A 19,134-nucleotide genomic window follows, 5' to 3' on the forward strand; every position below is an offset into this window, starting at 1 on the left:
AAGCGCGTCTTGGGAGACCCCGCAGGCGTAAGACGAGGAGGCTCGCGGACCGCCCGCGGAAAGCGAGTGCCTGTAGTGGAAATCAGCGTCCAATTGTATAAGCCATAAAAAAAAACGTAGGCCCAATCATGTAAACCGGGACCCACATTTGTAGACGGAAAACTTATCTTTCATCAAATGATGGTCCCAAACCAACACAACTTCAACTCCTCAAGTATAGTTCCTTACTACATACTATAACAAGGTTGAGTGGAGCGGGTGTACGAAACACTGCGGAAAAGCGCGTCTTGGGAGACCCCGCGGGCGCAAGCCTAGGAGGCTCTCCGACCGCCCGCGGATAGCGAGCTTCTTGAGCGGAAATCCACGTCCTAATTGTACAAGCCATTAAAAATGTAGGCCCAATCATGTAAACCGGGACCCACAGTTTGCAGGCGGAAAACTTATCTTTCATCAAATGATGTTCCCAGGTTAACACCTTCAACTCCTCAAGTATGGTGTCTAACTAGATGCCATAACACAGCTGATTGGAGCGGAAGGTGCGAGACTCCTGCGGGAAAAGCGCGTCTTGGGAGACCCCGCAGGCGCAAGCCGAGGAGGCTCGCGGACCGCCCGCGGAAAGCGAGTGCCTGGAGCGAATCAACGTCCTAATATACAGGCCATAAAAAACACCCCGTAAATGTTAGTTTGGTGTCTAACATTTACGGGGCAGTTCAAATTTGTCTACATTCTGCTTCATTTCTTAGATATGGAACTTACTTCTTTAAATGATATGGCACTGTCGTAACAACCACATTTCTTCTATAAAGCAAGTAGGCCTTAATCAGTAAACTTGATTGGTTATGAAGAATATTGTGCCAGCCTTTCTTCGGAATAAATTGGGGGATTATTACCGTAACTTTATAGTTGGATTCCCTCGCTTTATGTTCAACTGTATCCACAAATTTAGTTAATGGCTGTATGATACTCCTGTAATAAGAGTTTAGAGTCACAAGTCTAACATCTGGTTGCCACTTCTTCCATTTTTCTTCGAATTTCTTTTCATCTTCTCTTTCAAAAGCGACATAAACGGCAATGACCTGATGTGCAGATAGAGATTTTGCATAATTTAAAGAGTTCTCAACCACATGAGTTATACCGGCCACAGGTACGATAATGATATTTCCTTCAATTGGCAAGATCGGCTCACAAGTTGTAATCCTTAATTGGTCACCAACTGCTTCATAATGCTTTCTGATTCGATGAAAAATTAACAGGATAATAGGTATAAAAATCAAAACAGGCCAAACCTGAGTAAACTTGGTCAAGAAGAATATCATCGTGACGATAAAGCTAATAATGGCACCAATTGAATTAATGGTTAATTTCATCATCCAGCCTTTTGGCTTTTCGCGAATCCATTTAACAATCATCCCGGTCTGGGACAGAGTAAATGGAATGAATACCCCTACGGCATAAAGCGGAATGAGATTTTCTGTATGTCCTTCAAATGAGACTATTAAGATGATGGATGCAAGTCCCAGTATGATTATTCCATTGGAATATCCTAATCGGTCCCCTCTAATTGTAAACGCCCTTGGTATGAATTTATCCTTCGCCAGATTTACCGCAAGCAAAGGGAAAGCCGAATATCCAGTATTTGCCGCAAGTATCAAGATCAATGCAGTCGTACCTTGAATGAAGAAATACATAAAATTCCGGCCAAAGATCTCTTCAGCAATCTGCGAGACGACCGTTACCTCTGCGCTAGGAACAATGCTTAAATAGTAGGCTAAGAATACGATTCCCGTAAATAATACTGCCAGTAAGGAACCCATAGCTATTAATGTTTTTGCAGCATTATTCGGTGCTGGATCTTTAAAGTTCGGGATTGCATTGGAAATCGCTTCGACTCCTGTCAATGCGGAGCTTCCTGATGCAAATGCTCTTAGCAGTATAAATAAACTGATGCCGGCTACCGGAGTCCCGATTGACGTATGCAATTCCGGTGAGACCCCTCCCGTCAGAATCTTGTATATTCCAACACCGATCAAGATGAACAAGGCTAAAACGAATAGGTACACCGGATAGGCCAAGACAGATGCCGATTCCGTTACCCCCCTAAGGTTCAAGATAGTAAGTAGGATGACGAAAATAATGGCTATGAGGACATTATAATCATGCAGGCCGGGAAAAGCGGACGTGATGGCATCCGTACCAGCAGAAACACTTACCGCGACAGTTAATATATAATCGACCAATAAGGATCCTCCAGCTATCAACCCTGGATTGACACCTAAATTGTTTTTTGAAACCACATAGGCTCCCCCGCCATGTGGATAAGCGAAAATGATTTGTCTGTAGGACAAAATCAAAGCGGTTAACAGGATCAATACTCCAATTGCGATGGGGATTGAATACCAGAATGCCGCAGCACCGACCGTGATCAGGACAATCAATATTTGCTCCGGTCCATATGCAACCGAAGACAAAGCATCGGAAGATAATATCGCCAACGCCTTTGTTTTATTAAGCTTTTGTTCACCAAGTGCATTTGATTTTAAAGGTCTCCCGATCAAGAACCTCTTTATAGAAGATAACATCAAGAATTCACCACCAATTTATTTTATAAGTTTATGTTTCCCAGCTGTAGCAAAAAACGAGACAGAACAAAAAAATGCCTACAAGTCATAGCTAAATAGACCTGCAGACATCAATTTTTTGTCTAACAAGCTCCACCTTCCTTCTCATATAACGCTTACGAGGTTAGCTGTCGGATTCGGACCTAAGAGTAGCCCTACCTTTTAAAGGATTCACCCCTTGGATTGTAAAGATAATCCCAATAACGGGTCCCCCGCACCATAAGGTTTAAGCGATTTAGAAATATGAAACTGTTGATTATCATACTCCCGTGAAATGGAAAAGTAAATGAAAATTTTGCATCGAAATAGAATTATTATTTATAAACGAGGTTTTATTCTTGACTTATATAACAAAAGTCATGCAAACACATGATTCGAAGGTAGGAAAGAGGAAATTAACCGTCTAAAAGGAAGATATTCAAGAAAACAATGAACAAAAGATAGATACCCCAAAAGGAAAAATGATCACCACTTTGAAAACTTGAAGAATCAAGTAAAACAGATGCCCCAGCTTGGATAGTCATTAAATCAGAATTGCGCTTTCTGTTTCCATTTTTAATTCCCGTCCAATCGGGGGCATTATTCCACTTAGTTCCTTCCTTCTTGAATTGGCCTCAAATTGCTCTTTTTAAAGACAAAGTATTTCTGGCCAAGATAATTAAGCACTGTATAAAAGATTGTTCCTATCAGAACAGCCAAATTTTGTTGTATGGATAAATGAACGGTTCCTTCCAGTGATTCTGCAATGGCTTGGCCTATAGAATAAGCGGCGGAATAACAAATCAGGATGACGCAAAAGAAACGGGCAACTCCTCGCCGCCATTCTATATCGCTTTTAAAGGTAAAAGTCCTGTTCAAAAGAAAACTCGTTACAGCTCCCGTACCATTGCCGATAAAAGTGGAGATCCAGTAAGATAATTCAAGAACATTCAATAGAAAAAGCATGATGGAAAGTCCAACCGCTGTATTGACTATTCCAACCAATAAAAAGCGGATAAAGGAGTTAGTTTGTTTTAGATAGTTTTTCAATACTGTTCCGTTCATTGTCTAGTTGCTCCCGTTTTTTTAAATCGAGCGGATTAAATAGATCAAGATCAACAATATATTTAGGCCGGCGTTTGGATTCATTATAGATTTTTCCGATATACTCCCCAATCAAGCCGACAGCAATCAACTGTAGTCCACCGATCAACCATATGGAGGTGATCAATGAGGTCCAGCCAGTTTCGGTCTGCCCATAAAATTTCAACCATAAAAAGTAAGACCCAAAGAGTAAGCTAATGAAAAAGGAAAGACATCCTAGCCATAATACAAGCCGGATCGGTGTAACTGAAAAGGAAGTAATGCCATCAAGGGCAAAAGCAACCATCTTCTTAAATGGATATTTCGTTTCCCCGGCCAATCTTTCTTTACGGTCATAATAAACAGAGTCCGTCTTAAACCCAATGAGCGGTACAATCCCCCGTAAAAAAAGATTCGTTTCATCAAAGCGTTCCAACTCCATGATCGCCCTTTTGCTCATTAACCGGAAATCGGCATGATTATAGACAAGGTTAACCCCCATCTTGTTCATCAATTTATAAAAACCTGTTGCAGATGTTCGTTTAAAGAATGAATCAAGGTCCCTTTTCTGGCGGACACCATATACGATTTCACATCCTTCATTGAATTTCCGAATGAATTCCGGGATGACTTCAATATCATCCTGTAAATCTGCATCAATGGAAATCACACAATCCGAGGCTTCCTTGGCTGTAAACAAACCTGCCAGAAGTGCATTTTGATGTCCAGCATTCCTGGAAAGCTTTAGCCCGCGAACATATTCATTATTAATCGTTTCTTTATAAATGATCTTCCAAGTTTGATCCTTGCTCCCATCATCGACAAACAAAATTTTACTTTGACCGGAAACAACGTTTTCATCGACCAACCCCCTCATCAATCCACAAAGTTGGGAAATGGTTTCCTGCAAAACGCTTTCTTCGTTATAACAAGGTACAACAATCGTTACAATCGGTGAATTCATTCGATTCCCCCCCTTTTCACATGACTCTGTATAAATGAATTTTCCATAAGCTTCCTTTTTTTGTGAAAACCCTATCCAGCACCAATCCGTTTTCCTTCGCGTTGTTGATTGGGATGGTAGAAAATATATACGTGCCGCCTAATCCTTTAAACGCATCGATGTTCAGGTCCAAATTATCCAGCTCTTTCTTCGAGCCTTTCTTGAACATATAATGCTTCCCAAGCTCATCGGTAAACAGGTAACAACGTCCTCCCCATTCATCAAAGTAGATTCTTATGTTTTTATTCTTAGCCAATTCGTTTTCAATTATTTGACGAAATTGATGTTTGTAAGAAAGCGGATAAAAATTGTTATAGCTATCGAGCGTGTAAAATCCATTATATTGAGCGATTGCGGGATGCAGCCCAATGCTGGCAACACGATACTCTTCTTGTGGACGGTCTATATGATCTTTTATTTCCTGAAAAAGGCTTTCTGAATAGAACTCTTTAAAAGAGGGTTTTTTATTGTGAGTGATCTCTTCATTGAAACCGATTAAAATCAGAATTTGAATGGCGATGAAAATAGAAAGGGTTTTCTTAGCATAGTCGCTGTGTTCCCAAATGATTTTTATCGCGAGGGCAAACCCCAAGTATATTACCATCGGCCTTAAAAAGTGAAATCTGGCAAAATTAAAGGTATCCAGAGTATGGAACCTTTCCGTTAAAGGCAGCCAGCCTTTATAAAACCAAAATGCGTACCACGCTGAGAGTATAAAATTCAAGCCGAATAAAAAAACATATACCTTCTCCTGTCTCCACAGTTTTTTTGACAGAATAATATAAAGGGCAAAGACTGTAATCGGCAGGATGATAAGCGCATGTACAGTCATGACATGCGTATGTCCAAGAACGAAATTTTTGAAAGTAAGCTTAACGACCCAATCGAGCGGCAGCCTTGCGTGAAAATATTCATCCCTGCTGTTTGGTTCCGAATCAAAAATGAATGAAGCCACCAAACGATACTCCACCAAACCAAAAATGGCGGTCATATAAACGATCGAAAGAAGAAACGTTATATTCCACCCTTTTCCCCTGATTACATCCGTTAGCCAAAGAAAGCCCATTGCAACAAGGAAAAAGAAAAAGCCAAGCACGATGCTTGAATAAAGTGGTAAAAGTGTAAGGACCAAATAATTCTTCCAAGAATGATCCTTGCTGCGGATATTCAAAAAAGCCCAAAGGGCTAAAGGCATCCCAAGTGTACTGAGCATTCCCGATGGCCAAAACGGGGTAAGGGCAAAGGCTAAGGATGTTCCAACCCTAATCCATGATGATCGTCTTCCTGTAACCAAATGTTTGCTTAATAAGATATACATACCAAAGAATGCAATAAACCTTGTTAATGCCTGGCTTATTGCATAAGCAACCATTGTCGGAAAAAGAGCATGAAGCCACACGATAATACTGAACTCACTGCCAAAAGCATTCCGGGGCAGCCCATTCATAATCTGTGGAATTCTGGCGTCAATTGCACCAAATAACTCACCGCTTTCTGAAAGGACTTTATACCAGGCAAGGTTGGAATCCAAATTATCATGTACGCGAATATGCGCATTTTCTCCAAGGATGATTAAGGGGGAAAGATATAAAACAATGACGAGTAAGGCAAAAAGGATTTGTTTTCTCTCTTGATTTTCAATTGGCAAAATATCCACCTCTTGATTAAATTCATATATCCATAATATTTGGCTTCGAAGGTAAATCTATTCTTTTTAAGGGATTTATTTTAACCTATTTTGATATAGGTCAACCAATGACCACATAAAATGCAATAAGCATATAAAAGAACCTTAAAAAGGGGCTGGGCTATGATAAGGAAAGCGGTGATTCCAGCAGCCGGTTTAGGAACACGATTTTTGCCTGCTACGAAAGCTCAACCAAAGGAAATGCTGCCGATTGTCGATAAGCCGACCATTCAATATATTATCGAAGAAGCGGTACAATCAGGGATTACGGATATTATCATCGTTACGGGTAAAAACAAACGTGCCATCGAAGATCATTTCGATAAATCGATTGAGCTTGAAATGCTTCTGCAAATGAAAGGTCAAAATGATCTGCTTAAGATCGTGGAGAACATTTCCAACATGGTGGATATCCACTATGTAAGGCAAAAGGAACCTTTAGGTTTGGGTCATGCAGTTTTATGTGCCAAAACTTTTATCGGTGACGAACCTTTTGCCGTCCTGTTAGGGGATGATATCGTGGATAGCCAGGTTCCAGCTTTGAAGCAGTTAATGGAACGGCATAACAAGGTTCGAGCGAGCATTATCGGATGTAAGGAAGTGTCACCAGCCGATGTCTCCAAGTATGGGATCGTAAACTTCCAAGAACGATATGAGGATTTATTTCTGGTAAGAAACTTAGTGGAAAAACCAAAAGTGGAGGATGCACCATCAACACAGGCGATTATTGGCCGATATATTTTATCACCTGCGATTTTTGAAATCCTTGAAAACGTACAGCCTGATCGTAAGGGGGAGATCCAGCTTACCGAAGCTTTAGACCTTTTGTTAGAAAAGGAACCATTATATTCGTATATCATCGAGGGAAATCGTTATGACGTAGGCGATAAATTCGGCTTCCTCCAAGCATCAATAGATTTCGCCATGAAACGACCTGAACTTCGTGATCAGCTAATAAAATATTTAAGGCAGTTGTTTCCTTAATGAAGTTATATGGCCATGCCCAATTACCAAAAAGAGGTGATTGGGCTATTTCCACATCGGATTGACCCCTTTTTATGCTTCCGTAAAAATGTTACAGCAGAAAAAGTTGAACAGAGCAAGAATAGTTTTCTATAAGTGAGGTTATGTTGATAACGTATCCTTCATGAATGTTCCAAAACACGATATCAAGAAAGGATTGTAGAGAAACACATGCACAATAAAACCAATAATCAAATAATATCTGATGAATTTTTAGATCAAGTGGTTAAGGAAATCAATGCACAATTTGGCGGGCCCATCAATGAAAAAAATGATCGTTTTCAACATAGGGGCGATGATGAAAGAAGTTGAAATGAATCACATTCATTAATCTAAAGCTCTCATGAAAAACTCTGGCTATATCCATCCAGAGTTTTTTCGCTGTAACTTTATTTCCTCAATAGAATTATCCGCCCTTTATTTAACGACTTGTCCAAACCGATTTAGCTTATCCTCATACAATGATTACATGTAAGTATTTTAAAGAAAGGGGAAAAAACTTCATTGAGCCATGCTGATGATGTCTTCCGCACTTCTCAAATGGTTCCAAATGGAAGGCTGGTTTCCGGACATACAAAAGAGTTTCAAACAGATCCGATTGGGTTTCTGACCCGATTGTCCAAGGAATATGGGGAAGTCGCTAAATTCCGTTTAGGACCGTTCCAAAATGTTTATCATGTTTTAAATCCTGATTTAATCAAACAAATACTCGTAACAAAACAACAATCTTTCGTCAAATCCAAGGACTTCAATCTTTTAAAACCGCTTATCGGTGAAGGTCTGCTTACAAGCGAAAAAGACTTTCATATGCGACAGAGAAGGCTTATCCAACCCTCTTTCAAAAAGACTCATATTAGCCAATACGCCAAGGATATGATTGATATCACAATGGACTATATATCAACTTGGCAACATGATGATGAACGGATTATAACGAAGGATATGATGGACATCACTCTCGGGATAATCAGCAAGACCATGTTCAGCATGGAATTCAAGGATGGATATGAGATCGTTGGGAAACCTCTGGAAACTGCATTGAGAATAACAGTCAAAAGGATGAGAAAGATTTTCCGTATGCCATTATGGGTACCGACTAAAATTAACCGTGAATATAAAAAGGCGATACAAAGGCTTGATAAAGTGATTTACGGCATTATTGAAAAACGGAAGAACGACACAGTAATATATGAAGACATGCTAGGGATCTTGATGGACGCCCGTGATGCCGAAGACGGGTTAGGCATGACAAGCCATCAGGTCCGTGATGAATTAATGACTATTTTTCTTGCCGGTCATGAAACGACAGCAAATGCTCTTTCCTGGGCACTGTATGAAATTTCGAAGCATCCGGAAATTCAAGCTAAGCTTTTCAATGAAGTCAATAGCATAATCGGTCAACGGACACCCAAGCCTGAAGATTTCATGAAATTACAATACACTCAAAATATCATTCAAGAAACACTTCGCTTTTACCCGCCACTGTATATCTTATCCCGTGATGTGACGGAGGATGTCACAATCGGAGGATATCGCTTTAAAAAAGGCGATATGATACTAATAAGTTCTTATGTGATGCAGCATAATCCAGAGTATTTTGATCAACCGGAATCATTTATCCCTGAGAGATTTGAAAGTAGCTTTATGAAAAGCCTGCCTGCGTTCGCTTACTTTCCATTTGGCGGGGGACCGCGGGTTTGTATTGGCAATCACTTTGCCATGATGGAAGCGGTGTTTGTCCTGGCCTGCATTGCAAAGCGATATAGGATAAAACTTGCACCTGACCATCATGAAGTAACTCCCCTTCCCTCCCTTACACTCAGACCCAAGAATGGACTGCGCATGGTGTTAGAAGAAAGAGCTTCAGAAGCCTTTGAACCTGGTGCATCCCATTTTTAGTAGTAGGGGTTTTTTTTCAATAAATATCGTTGTAATAACTGGCCTATCCTTTTAGAAAGGAGGGATGTAAAAATGTATTTGCTCCATTCACCACGAAAGGGAATCATCCACACTGAATTGCACTATTTAGGAATGGCCTCACAGGTATATACCGGTTATCTGCAATTTTTAAGCGAAATTGAACCGAAACATGAAACCGAATACCTACAGGCGCCGCCCCCCATTTCATATGGGAACGGATAGTTTCCCGCTTCGTACCTTATATTAAAGAAAAACCGACCTTGAAAGGTCGGTTCTTTGTTATTCTGCGGTATGTTCCATACCCCTGGCCCCGCAGCCCCAACAATCCTGATAGGATAAACTAAGCGACTACGACTATTAAGGACTGAAACGGATTCCATCAACTTATTTACTGCGAAACATATTCCAATATTTTTAGATAGCCTTCTTCGCCGGTTGGAAATCCAATCACTTTCACCGGCCTAAATTGACTTTTTTCCGATTCATGATATATTAATATAGTACTTTAGTGCGTGAAAGCGTTCAATAATAGAAGACTTTTAATTTTTACTGATAGACTATTTTTTTAAAATTGTGAAAGAAAGGCATGAATATAATGGAGAAGACTCATCAAGATCTAAAAAAAGGCCTATTGCCGAGGCATGTCCAGTTCATTGCTTTAGCCGGAATGATAGGAACGGGGATTTTTAAGGGGAGTTCCGATACACTAAATATGGCAGGCCCAAGTGTTGTAATAGCCTATTTAATAGGGGGGCTATTGTTATTCATAGTAATGGCCGCATTAGGGGAGATGGCAACCGCTTTTCCTAATATGAACGTCCAACATCTCATTAATAAAGCTTTTGGGCTTCAACTATCCTTCATTGTCGGATGGCTCTATTGGTTCAATTGGATTATCGTAATCATTGTAGAAATAGTCGCAGCCGGCAGTTTTCTACAATATTGGTTTCCTACAGTACCATTATGGCTGTTAAGCATACTTTGCGCTTCAGTAATAATAGGAATTAATTTGTTTCAAGTAAAATACTATGGAGAACTCGAATTTTGGTTCGCAGGAATTAAAATAATAACCTTAATTGCTTTTATCATTTTAGGAGCTTTGATCATGCTAGGACTCTTTCCTAGTTCGGCTTCATTTTCTAATTACACGGAACATGGTGGTTTTTTCCCCCAAGGAATTGACGGAATGTTAAGTGCACTTTTAGTGGTAATGTTTTCATATGGGGGTGCAGAATTAATTGGTGTAGCCGTCACGGAAACAAAAGATAGTCAGCGAGTCATACCAAAAATCATAAAAGGAACAGTATGGCGGGTGATTCTTTTCTATGTCTTGCCGATACTTATCATTTGCGGAGTAATACCTTGGAACCAAGTAAGCACTGAAGTAAGTCCTTTCGTTCAGGTTTTCAGCTTATCTGGTCTTCCCGGAGCCGCCGATATCATGAATTTCGTTCTTTTAACCGCTGTCTTATCAGCTGCAAATTCAGGTATATACGCTACCTCAAGGACACTGTTCACTCTTTCCCAGAACGGGGAAGCGCCCAAGGCATTTTTAAAAACAACGAAAAAGGGTATCCCGCTAAATGGTATATTTTTAACTACATTATGCATATTGGCTGGTGTGTTTTTATCCTATTTGTATCCCGACCTGATTTTAAGCTATCTTATGGCCATTCCTGGATTCACGGTTTTATTATTGTGGATCAGTATTTGTTCCGCGCAATTGAAACTGCGTAAGCAATACACTGGCAAACCAGGATTCCGGGTAAAATGGTACCCATATACAACTATATTAGCCATCACGGCTTTAAGCATTATCTTTTTGGCATTTCTCTTTAACAAGCAAAACTTCATCGGGACTACAGTATGTCTTGTAACGTTAGTGATATTCATCCTTCTCTCATTTATTGTTAAACAAAAAAAATAGAAATATTATCCCCCCTAAAATTTATTAGGGATTTCAGACTGAAAGCAAACTCGATGAAAGTCGGGTTTGCCTTCAGTCTTTTTAGTGCCATTGGACGTCGATTTCCACTCAAGAAACTCGCTTTCCAGGCGGTCCGGAAGCCTCCTCGGGGCTTTTGCGCCTGTGGGGTCTCCCCGGACTCGCTTTTCCCGCAGGAGTCTCGAACACCCGCTCCAATCAACTTTGTTTTAAAAGAAATAACACCTTTTGTCTACAAACTAATAATAAAGGAGAATTGGAATACTCTAACACCGACGATGAAAAGGGAACGGATTTCTGAAATCAACTGCAATTTTTTCAAAGAAAAACTAAGAATTGGTCTCATCCCGAAGCATGTTTAAGATTGGTTTATCCTCCATGCTTTTTCCTGTAATCCTTATTGGATTGAAGAAATTTGCGACACTCCTGCCGAATAACTGGCTAGCCGAGACCCCGCAGGCGCTTGCGCCGAGGAGGCTTGGCAGACAGTCGGCGGAAAGGGAGCGGATTTCTGAAATCAACTGCAATTTTTTCTGAAGAATAAAAGGGAAACAAATTTGGATTTAAAATGCTCCTTATACCCATTTTCAACATACATATGTTAAAATAACCAATGAACCAATCATCCTACAAATTTGAGGTGTATATCTTGACCATATCCAAAACAAATCGCTTATCACTTGTAGAGCAGGTGGTTTCCCAAATCGAATCGTTAATCGAATCAGGTGAATGGAAAATAGGAAATCAAATTCCCCCTGAAATGGATTTGATTCAACAGTTCGATGTAAGCAGAAATACATTAAGGGAAGCTGTACGATCACTTGTTTATGCAGGGCTTTTAGTAACGAAACAAGGAAAGGGGACATTCGTAAGGTCATCAAGTGCCTTGGGGGCAGCATTTGAAAGAAGGATCCAGCAGTCAAGTATATTAGAAACGTTAGAGGTCCGTCATGCCCTTGAAAGAGAAGGAGCTCAGTTGGCGGCATTAAGACGTAATCAAGAAGATATAGAACAATTGCGGTTTCATATATCAGCCTGCAGTAGAGCTGCCGAAGCAAAGGATATCAAGGCCTACGAAGAAGCGGATATACAGTTACATAAATCGATTATGGTTTCATCACATAATGATTTATTGATTGATTTGTACGAACATATGGAACACTCCCTGCATGAATCCATCCATCAGATAGTCGAGATGAGTTCTGATGTGAACTTTCATTTGAACATTCATTGCAAACTTGTAGATGCCATCATCGAACAAGATGTGAACCGGGCAATCGAAACAGTGAATGAATACATTGCACAATTCAAAAAATCTTTAGAGTAAGTAAGGAGGAGAAAATGGGCATTCATCAAGCGGCAAATCAACTAGAACAAAGAAAAATGGATATTAAACCCAGATTAGGACTGCTTATCATCGGAATCATTCTTCTTGGGGCAAATCTGCGGGCTCCCTTAACATCGGTTGGACCCCTTGTCACTTCGATCCGTGATAACTTGGGGATTTCCAATACATTATCAGGTTCATTAACGACATTGCCTTTGCTTTCCTTCGCTTTATTATCACCGTTTGCACCCAGGATAGCACGGCGTTTTGGAATGGAGCTCACACTTTTCCTTTCCTTGGTATTATTAACGATTGGAATTGGGATACGCTCAGTTGGCGGAGTGCCGACATTGTTCATAGGAACCATTTTAATCGGGTTAGCCATTGCAATAGGCAATGTTTTGTTACCCAGTCTGATTAAACATAACTTTGCCAGGAACATCGGTTTGATGACAGGAACCTATGCTGTTTCCATGAATTTATGCGGCGCAATAGGTTCTGGGATCAGCATTCCCCTTGCTTCTTCATCCGGATTGGGATGGACTGGTGCCCTTGGATGTTGGGGGATTTTATCACTTATTACAGTTTTCTTATGGATGCCGCAATTAAAACGGCCATTCAACTCAGGTAAGGATGTACAAACGGCGCAAAAAGATAAAAAGATTAACTTATGGCGTTCTGGTTTAGCCTGGCAGATTACATTCTTCATGGGTTTGCAATCGTTTATTTTCTATACAGTAATTACCTGGATGCCTGAAATCCTGGAGCAAAAAGGCCTGAATGCTGATGAAGCTGGCTGGATGCTTTCCATCATGCAGCTTGCAGTCATTCCCATAACATTCCTTGTGCCAATTTTAGCTGGGCGCTTACAAAGTCAGCGTCTGTTAGTGGTCCCGCCTGTCATCTTCCTTATATTAGGGATATTCGGAATATTATCCGGAAGCACTCTCTTCATCCCAGTATGCATGATATTGATTGGGATTGGGGTCGGAACCATATTCAGTTTATCGATGATGTTCTTTAGTCTTCGAACACAAAGCACCCATGAAGCGACGGAATTATCAGGAATGGCACAATCATTCGGGTACCTTTTAGCTGCCATTGGACCGGTATTATTCGGATTGCTTCATGACATTACACACAGCTGGACTCTTCCCTTACTGATGTTGGCCGCTATATCGGCACTTATTTTCATTGTTGGAATGCGTGCAGGAAATAATGAATATGTAACGACTCAATAAAGCCAGTAAAGGTATAAAAGGTTAAACGGCAATGGCCCCGGTATTGTACCGGGGCCATTTACATACCAGCCACTGATAGAATTTCGAATAAGTAGAGAGTGGTCTTCGGTTTAAAGTCTTTGGTTTAAATAGAGAAGGAATATATGGCGTTCACGCTTCTCGCTTCGGTCATTTCGCGGCTCCCTTATCTTTAGTAATAATTATCAACCTCAAACTCAGTCAGATAAGAAAGTTTCACCTTCTCCAATTGGAGAAAAAGAAATGACCTAGGCTTAGAAGAGGTAAGTTTATTTGCTGCATATTACGGTTCATTATCATTGGGTAGTACAAAGTGATTCCGATAACTCATTTACATTCTTTGGACCCTCGCTCAATATCCGAATGATGTGCATGCGAAAAAGCCATTGCTTAATGTTGAGCAATGGCATTTGTGTATTTCCTTAACGAGAAATAAAACTGAATATTCAGAAAAAACAGATGTAAACTGTACGCCTTCTTACCTTCAACTATATTGAATTGAAAAAAAATCACCTTCCACTTTTCCTATTTTAAGCATACTTCTTACTTTCCTCATCTTTAAAAAAGCTCTTCATTGCATGGAAAACATCAGCCTTTTGCTTAAGGATATAGTACCTGAATTTTTCATTATCGATGTTCTTATAAGCTGTCATCAATGTCGAATGGCGATTGTATTGATTGACTTCCCCGTATCCGAACATATTGGAAACCTTCATGAGTTCTTCAACAAGCTTAACGCATCGGACGTTATCGGATGTTAGGTTATCACCATCGGAAAAGTGAAACGGATAGATATTAAACTTCGCAGGGTCATATTTATGATCAATAAGTTCTAATGCTTTTCGGTATACGGACGAACAAATCGTACCGCCGCTTTCCCCTTTTGAAAAGAAATCCTCTTCCGGAACGACTTTCGCTTCTGTATGATGGGCAATGAACTCGATTTCCACGGTTTCATATTTTGTCCGCAAGAAACGGTTCATCCAAAAGAAAAAGCTTCGCGCCATATATTTTTCCCATAACCCCATACTTCCGGAAGTATCCATCATTGCCAGTACAACTGCTTTGGAATCAGGTTTCTGAACCTCATTCCAGGTTTTGAATTTAAAATCTTCCTTATAAATAGGGTGAAAACCGGGGTGCCCCCTTAAGGCGTTCCGTTTGAAAGCGGATATCATCGTTTTCTTTTTATCGATATTTCCCATTAGGCCTGTCTTGCGGATGTCGTTGAATTCAATATGTTCAAGAGTGTGCTCCGCATGTTCTTTCTTCTGAAGATTAGGGAGTTCCAGTTGACTGAACAGGGCTTCCTCCAATTCCATCATCGACACTTCGGCTTCATAATAATCCTCGCCGGCCTTGTCACCTGCACCTTGACCCTTACCGGCTCCGGCATCGGACGGTGAGCCATCCCTTGCGACTACATCCCCCACTTTACTGTCTCCATCGCCTTGCCCTACATGTTTGTTCTTATCATAGTTATAACGAATTTTGTATTCATCCAAGGAGCGAATGGGGATCTTGATGACATCCCGGCCATTGGACATTACGATGCTTTCTTCTGAAATTAGATCAGGCAAATTATTCTTGATCGCTTCCTGCACCTTTTCCTGATGACGTTGTTGATCATCATAGCCTTTCCGATGGAGGGTCCAATTTTCCTGTGAGATTACATACTGTTGATTACTCTCTTCCGACATTCTCTTCCCCCCTTAAAAATGTTTGCACGCTTTTCATCATTCCTTCATATAATAAGTTAGTGTGGGAATGCCCACATCATTCCGGTTTTCCATTGAAAAATACAGTGCGAAAAAACGGATGAAAAGAAAAGTATTACTCTATCTTATGCAGCGACGCAGGATAATTTACAACAAAATTAATAATGGATGTTTGCCCATGAACTAGACAAGTCCTGACAGGGGCGTTAGAGGTCCTTTAAGGTTATTTCTAAAAAAGGAATATAACAAAACGTAAAGACCTGATGATTGTCAGGTCTTTACGTTTTGTCATTCATTGGAATATAGGATCGCTTTAAGCCAGAAGTAATAGCTCTGCAAAAAGTTTCCAAGGACATTTTAAAAAAGCAATGGAACAAAACAAAAAGGGTGTCCCAGCAGTTTTTCTGGACACCCCTTTTACACAGATAGAATGATTCTGGTTATGGTATTCGTCAATCCTTCTCTTCCTCTATTTCATGTTGAAATGTACCTGGGCGTTTATCCCACTCTTTCAATTCTTCATTCGTCCTTTGATTTTCCATCTGCTTTCCAAGTTCTTTCATCTCTTCATAATCCTTAGCCATGGAGCTATTTTCCGGTACATGTTCTTTTTTCAGTTCCTCTTTGCTCATTTGCCATCACCTCTACTTATTGATACCCAATATTACCAAATCCGAAACGTAACATATCTAATGGAAATATGGGGTATAGATAAAACATTATGAGCAAATGTAAGGAGGTGCAAGATCTATGCAAACAACTACCCTTTATGTAAAGGAAGCAACGTCAGAAGGCCCTATTTTAAATCTGGAGTCCATACTTTTGAAAACGGAAGGTGTGGAACGTGCGATCATCGATGTTGATGATGGGGAAATTAAGATTGACCATAGCGAAGAAAAACTATCACCGAATCAACTTATTACACTTATTGAACAGTATGGCTTGAATGTAACTAAATAGAAATCAATAGCACCGAGTTTCCTTCATTTAGAAGGGCCCGGTGCTTTGTTGAGTTATAATCTCCCATGCCCACTATAATCACCGTTTTAAAAAGATTCATGATTTCAATAGAAATTCTGGATTTCCTTAATCCACCTTTCATTCATCCAACCTTCCGTAAACGGTAATAAACCCCTGCCCGATTGGGGGCAGGAGCAAAAAACTATGGTTTACCGATTTAACAAGCTGCCCACATAGCGCAGCAAATCATTGGCTGAAGTCGAATTATATCCGTGCTCGTCTATAAGTCTCGTGATGACCTCGTTCACTTTCTTCAGTTGCCTTTCGTCTGGTGTCTTCGTTGAAGTAGTGATCTTAACGACATCCTTCAAATCAGCGAATAGTTTTTTCTGGATCGCTTCCCGTAAACGATCATGGGAATTATAATCAAATCGCTTCCCTTTACGGGCATATGCTGAAATTCGAATCAATATTTCTTCGCGGAATGCTTTTTTTGCATTCTCGGAAATTCCAATTTGCTCTTCTATCGAGCGCATCAATTTTTCATCTGGGTTGATTTCTTCTCCAGTCAATGGATCGCGCAGCCTTGATTTATTGCAGTATGCTTCGACATTATCCAGATAATTATCCATGAGGATTTTCGCCGACTCTTCATATGAATATACAAAAGCTTTTTGCACTTCATTTTTTGCAATGGCATCGTATTCTTTACGTGCCAGTGAAATGAAATTCAAATACCGCTCCCGGAGTTCATTCGTAATGGACGGATGCTGGTCAAGACCTGCTTTTAATGACATAAGTACATCCAATGCATTAATGGACGGATTCTCCTTACGAATGATCGTAGAGGAAATCCGGTTAATTACGTAACGCGGGTCGATTCCGCTCATGCCTTCGTCTTGATATTCTTTTTTCAATTCATTGATGTCTGCGGAATTAAATCCTTCAACATTTTCCCCATCATAAAGCCTCATCTTTTTCACTAAATCGATATCGCCCTTTTTGGGATCTTTCAGGCGGGTCATGATGCTGAAGATTGCCGCCACCCTTAATGTATGCGGGGCTATATGAACATCCGAGACATCACTTTCACGAATCATTTTTTCATAAATCTTCTCTTCCTCGGTAACCTTCAAATTATATGGAATAGGCATGACAATGATACGGGAATGCAATGCTTCATTTTTCTTGTTGGAAATGAACGCTTTATACTCCGTTTCATTCGTATGAGCCACAATGAGTTCATCTGCACTGATCAATGCAAAACGGCCAGCTTTAAAATTCCCCTCTTGTGTCAATGATAGCAAATGCCATAAGAATTTCTCATCACATTTCAGCATCTCCTGGAACTCCATCATCCCGCGGTTCGCCTTGTTCAGCTCGCCATCAAAGCGATAGGCTCGCGGATCTGATTCAGAACCGTATTCGGCAATGGTCGAAAAATCGATGCTGCCCGTCAAATCAGCAATATCCTGTGACTTAGGATCAGAAGGACTGAATGTTCCAATTCCAACACGCTTATCCTCCGAAAGGAAAATACGTTCGACCATGACATCTTCAATCCTGTTTCCATACTCCTGTTCTAACCTCATTACATTCAGCGGCGAAAGATTTCCTTCAATCCTGATGCCATATTCTTCAAAGAAATCATTCCGTAAATACTGCGGAATGAGATGCAGTGGATCTTCATGCATCGGGCATCCTTTTATTGCATAAATCGCACCAGTGTCTTTTAACGAATAATTTTCAAGTCCACGCTTCAGTAAAGAAACGAGTGTGGACTTCCCACCTGACACCGGACCCATGAGAAGCAATATCCGCTTACGGACATCCAGCCGCTTTGCTGCCGGATGGAAATATTCCTCGATGAGCCTTTCCAGTGAATCTTCAAGGCCAAATAACTGACCGCTGAAAAAATTGTATTTCTTTGTCCCATTTACTTCTTCTATCCCTGCATCTCTGATCATGTTGTATACACGTGAATGAGCTGATTGAGCAACTAAAGGCGTTTCTTTCAATATTTCTAAGTACTCTGCGAAGGTGCCTTCCCACTTCAGCTTCTGTTCATCTTCTCTAAATTTTTCGATTTTCTTTAAAATATCCATTAAGGAACCTCCCCCTGTCACTTTCAGAGAATACTTAAATCTATGCTCCAAGTCTGACAAACATGTCAGACTTTAAAAAGTGGACGGGCATTGTTTCGAATCCCCTTGACTCTCCATGTAGCGAAAAGGGCTTAATCATTGAGAATTGATGACAAATATGCTGACAAGAAAATTTGTGTGCACTCCTGCTAAAAATTAGGGTATACTAAGCCTATACTTAAGTGGGACAATATGGGTAAAGGGAGGTCACAACATGGGCACAGTTATTATCGTTGGAGTTGCTGTAACATTTTTAGCCGCTATCTTCACTGCCGGGTATGACGATAAACCAGGTGTGAAATAAAAAATAACAGCCTTTTCTAAAACTCCAAAAAAAGGGACGGCAATGCACATAACCCTGTCAAGTAGACAATAAAAAAAGAGTATTTTTTAAGCTGCGGCCTTTTCTCGATATTCAATTGGGGAAAGGCCGTTGAATTTCTCTTGAAAGCGAGCCGTATTGTAAAA

17 protein-coding genes and 1 riboswitch are annotated in these 19,134 nt (G+C 40.4%); of the genes, 9 read left to right on the forward strand and 8 right to left on the reverse strand.

The annotated features are described in order from the left end of the window. Nucleotides 1–752: 752 nt before the first annotated feature. The 4 genes from J7I90_RS07675 to J7I90_RS07690 form a co-directional block, all read right to left on the reverse strand. Entirely contained in the window at nucleotides 753–2,579 is a 1,827-nt protein-coding gene (locus tag J7I90_RS07675) for an APC family permease (protein WP_214770004.1), read from the reverse strand. A gap of 136 nt (nucleotides 2,580–2,715) precedes the next feature. Beyond that, nucleotides 2,716–2,861, reverse strand: a riboswitch (cyclic di-AMP (ydaO/yuaA leader). 345 nt (nucleotides 2,862–3,206) lie between these two features. Further along, a complete protein-coding gene (locus tag J7I90_RS07680) occupies nucleotides 3,207–3,662 on the reverse strand; it encodes a GtrA family protein (protein WP_214770005.1) in 456 nt (151 codons plus the stop codon). After that, nucleotides 3,622–4,644: a glycosyltransferase family 2 protein gene (locus J7I90_RS07685; protein ID WP_214770007.1), complete on the reverse strand. Its 1,023-nt coding sequence runs from the start codon at nucleotides 4,642–4,644 to the stop codon at nucleotides 3,622–3,624. The genes J7I90_RS07680 and J7I90_RS07685 overlap by 41 nt, the downstream gene beginning before the upstream one ends. 16 nt (nucleotides 4,645–4,660) lie before the next feature. Then, nucleotides 4,661–6,334 (reverse strand): DUF6044 family protein, encoded by a 1,674-nt coding sequence (locus J7I90_RS07690; protein WP_396020412.1) that lies wholly within the window; start codon nucleotides 6,332–6,334, stop codon nucleotides 4,661–4,663. A gap of 159 nt (nucleotides 6,335–6,493) precedes the next feature. Here J7I90_RS07690 and galU point away from each other — a divergent pair, with 159 nt between their 5' ends. From galU to J7I90_RS07730, 8 genes are all read left to right on the forward strand, one after another. Beyond that, nucleotides 6,494–7,354, forward strand: a complete 861-nt coding sequence (gene galU, locus J7I90_RS07695) for a UTP--glucose-1-phosphate uridylyltransferase GalU (RefSeq protein ID WP_214770008.1) — start codon at nucleotides 6,494–6,496, stop codon at nucleotides 7,352–7,354. Between the two features lie 210 nt (nucleotides 7,355–7,564). Then, complete coding sequence (locus J7I90_RS07700; protein ID WP_214770010.1) at nucleotides 7,565–7,705, forward strand: hypothetical protein; 141 nt, start codon at nucleotides 7,565–7,567, stop codon at nucleotides 7,703–7,705. Between the two features lie 192 nt (nucleotides 7,706–7,897). Beyond that, nucleotides 7,898–9,292, forward strand: a complete 1,395-nt coding sequence (locus J7I90_RS07705; protein WP_251025133.1) for a cytochrome P450 — start codon at nucleotides 7,898–7,900, stop codon at nucleotides 9,290–9,292. A gap of 72 nt (nucleotides 9,293–9,364) precedes the next feature. Then, entirely contained in the window at nucleotides 9,365–9,535 is a 171-nt protein-coding gene (locus tag J7I90_RS07710; protein ID WP_214770012.1) for a hypothetical protein, read from the forward strand. 373 nt (nucleotides 9,536–9,908) lie between these two features. Next, entirely contained in the window at nucleotides 9,909–11,240 is a 1,332-nt protein-coding gene (locus J7I90_RS07715) for an amino acid permease (RefSeq protein WP_214770015.1), read from the forward strand. Nucleotides 11,241–11,612: 372 nt separating this feature from the next. Then, on the forward strand, nucleotides 11,613–11,795 hold the full coding sequence (locus J7I90_RS07720; RefSeq protein ID WP_214770018.1) for a hypothetical protein: 183 nt from the start codon (nucleotides 11,613–11,615) through the stop codon (nucleotides 11,793–11,795). Nucleotides 11,796–11,907: 112 nt separating this feature from the next. Beyond that, the gene (locus tag J7I90_RS07725) at nucleotides 11,908–12,585 is read left to right on the forward strand and encodes a FadR/GntR family transcriptional regulator (protein ID WP_057275629.1); all 678 of its coding nucleotides are present in this window, start codon (nucleotides 11,908–11,910) and stop codon (nucleotides 12,583–12,585) included. 14 nt (nucleotides 12,586–12,599) lie between these two features. Continuing rightward, a complete protein-coding gene (locus J7I90_RS07730) occupies nucleotides 12,600–13,826 on the forward strand; it encodes a CynX/NimT family MFS transporter (RefSeq protein ID WP_214770021.1) in 1,227 nt (408 codons plus the stop codon). Between the two features lie 548 nt (nucleotides 13,827–14,374). Here J7I90_RS07730 and yhbH read toward each other — a convergent pair. Continuing rightward, the gene (gene yhbH / locus J7I90_RS07735; protein WP_063592001.1) at nucleotides 14,375–15,544 is read right to left on the reverse strand and encodes a sporulation protein YhbH; all 1,170 of its coding nucleotides are present in this window, start codon (nucleotides 15,542–15,544) and stop codon (nucleotides 14,375–14,377) included. Between the two features lie 470 nt (nucleotides 15,545–16,014). Next, nucleotides 16,015–16,194, reverse strand: a complete 180-nt coding sequence (locus J7I90_RS07740) for a hypothetical protein (RefSeq protein ID WP_214770024.1) — start codon at nucleotides 16,192–16,194, stop codon at nucleotides 16,015–16,017. Between the two features lie 118 nt (nucleotides 16,195–16,312). Here J7I90_RS07740 and J7I90_RS07745 point away from each other — a divergent pair, with 118 nt between their 5' ends. Beyond that, nucleotides 16,313–16,522: a metal ABC transporter ATPase gene (locus J7I90_RS07745; RefSeq protein ID WP_034315156.1), complete on the forward strand. Its 210-nt coding sequence runs from the start codon at nucleotides 16,313–16,315 to the stop codon at nucleotides 16,520–16,522. A 209-nt stretch (nucleotides 16,523–16,731) separates the two neighbouring features. Here J7I90_RS07745 and J7I90_RS07750 read toward each other — a convergent pair whose 3' ends face one another. Both J7I90_RS07750 and J7I90_RS28090 read right to left on the reverse strand, forming a co-directional pair. After that, nucleotides 16,732–18,627: a PrkA family serine protein kinase gene (locus J7I90_RS07750; protein WP_214770026.1), complete on the reverse strand. Its 1,896-nt coding sequence runs from the start codon at nucleotides 18,625–18,627 to the stop codon at nucleotides 16,732–16,734. Nucleotides 18,628–19,056: 429 nt separating this feature from the next. Further along, nucleotides 19,057–19,134, reverse strand: a 78-nt coding sequence (locus J7I90_RS28090) for an IS3 family transposase (protein ID WP_396020413.1), incomplete at its 5' end; no start/stop codon positions are given.

Source organism: Bacillus sp. ISL-57, from assembly GCF_018613135.1.
GTDB lineage: Bacteria > Bacillota > Bacilli > Bacillales > DSM-1321 > Peribacillus > Peribacillus frigoritolerans.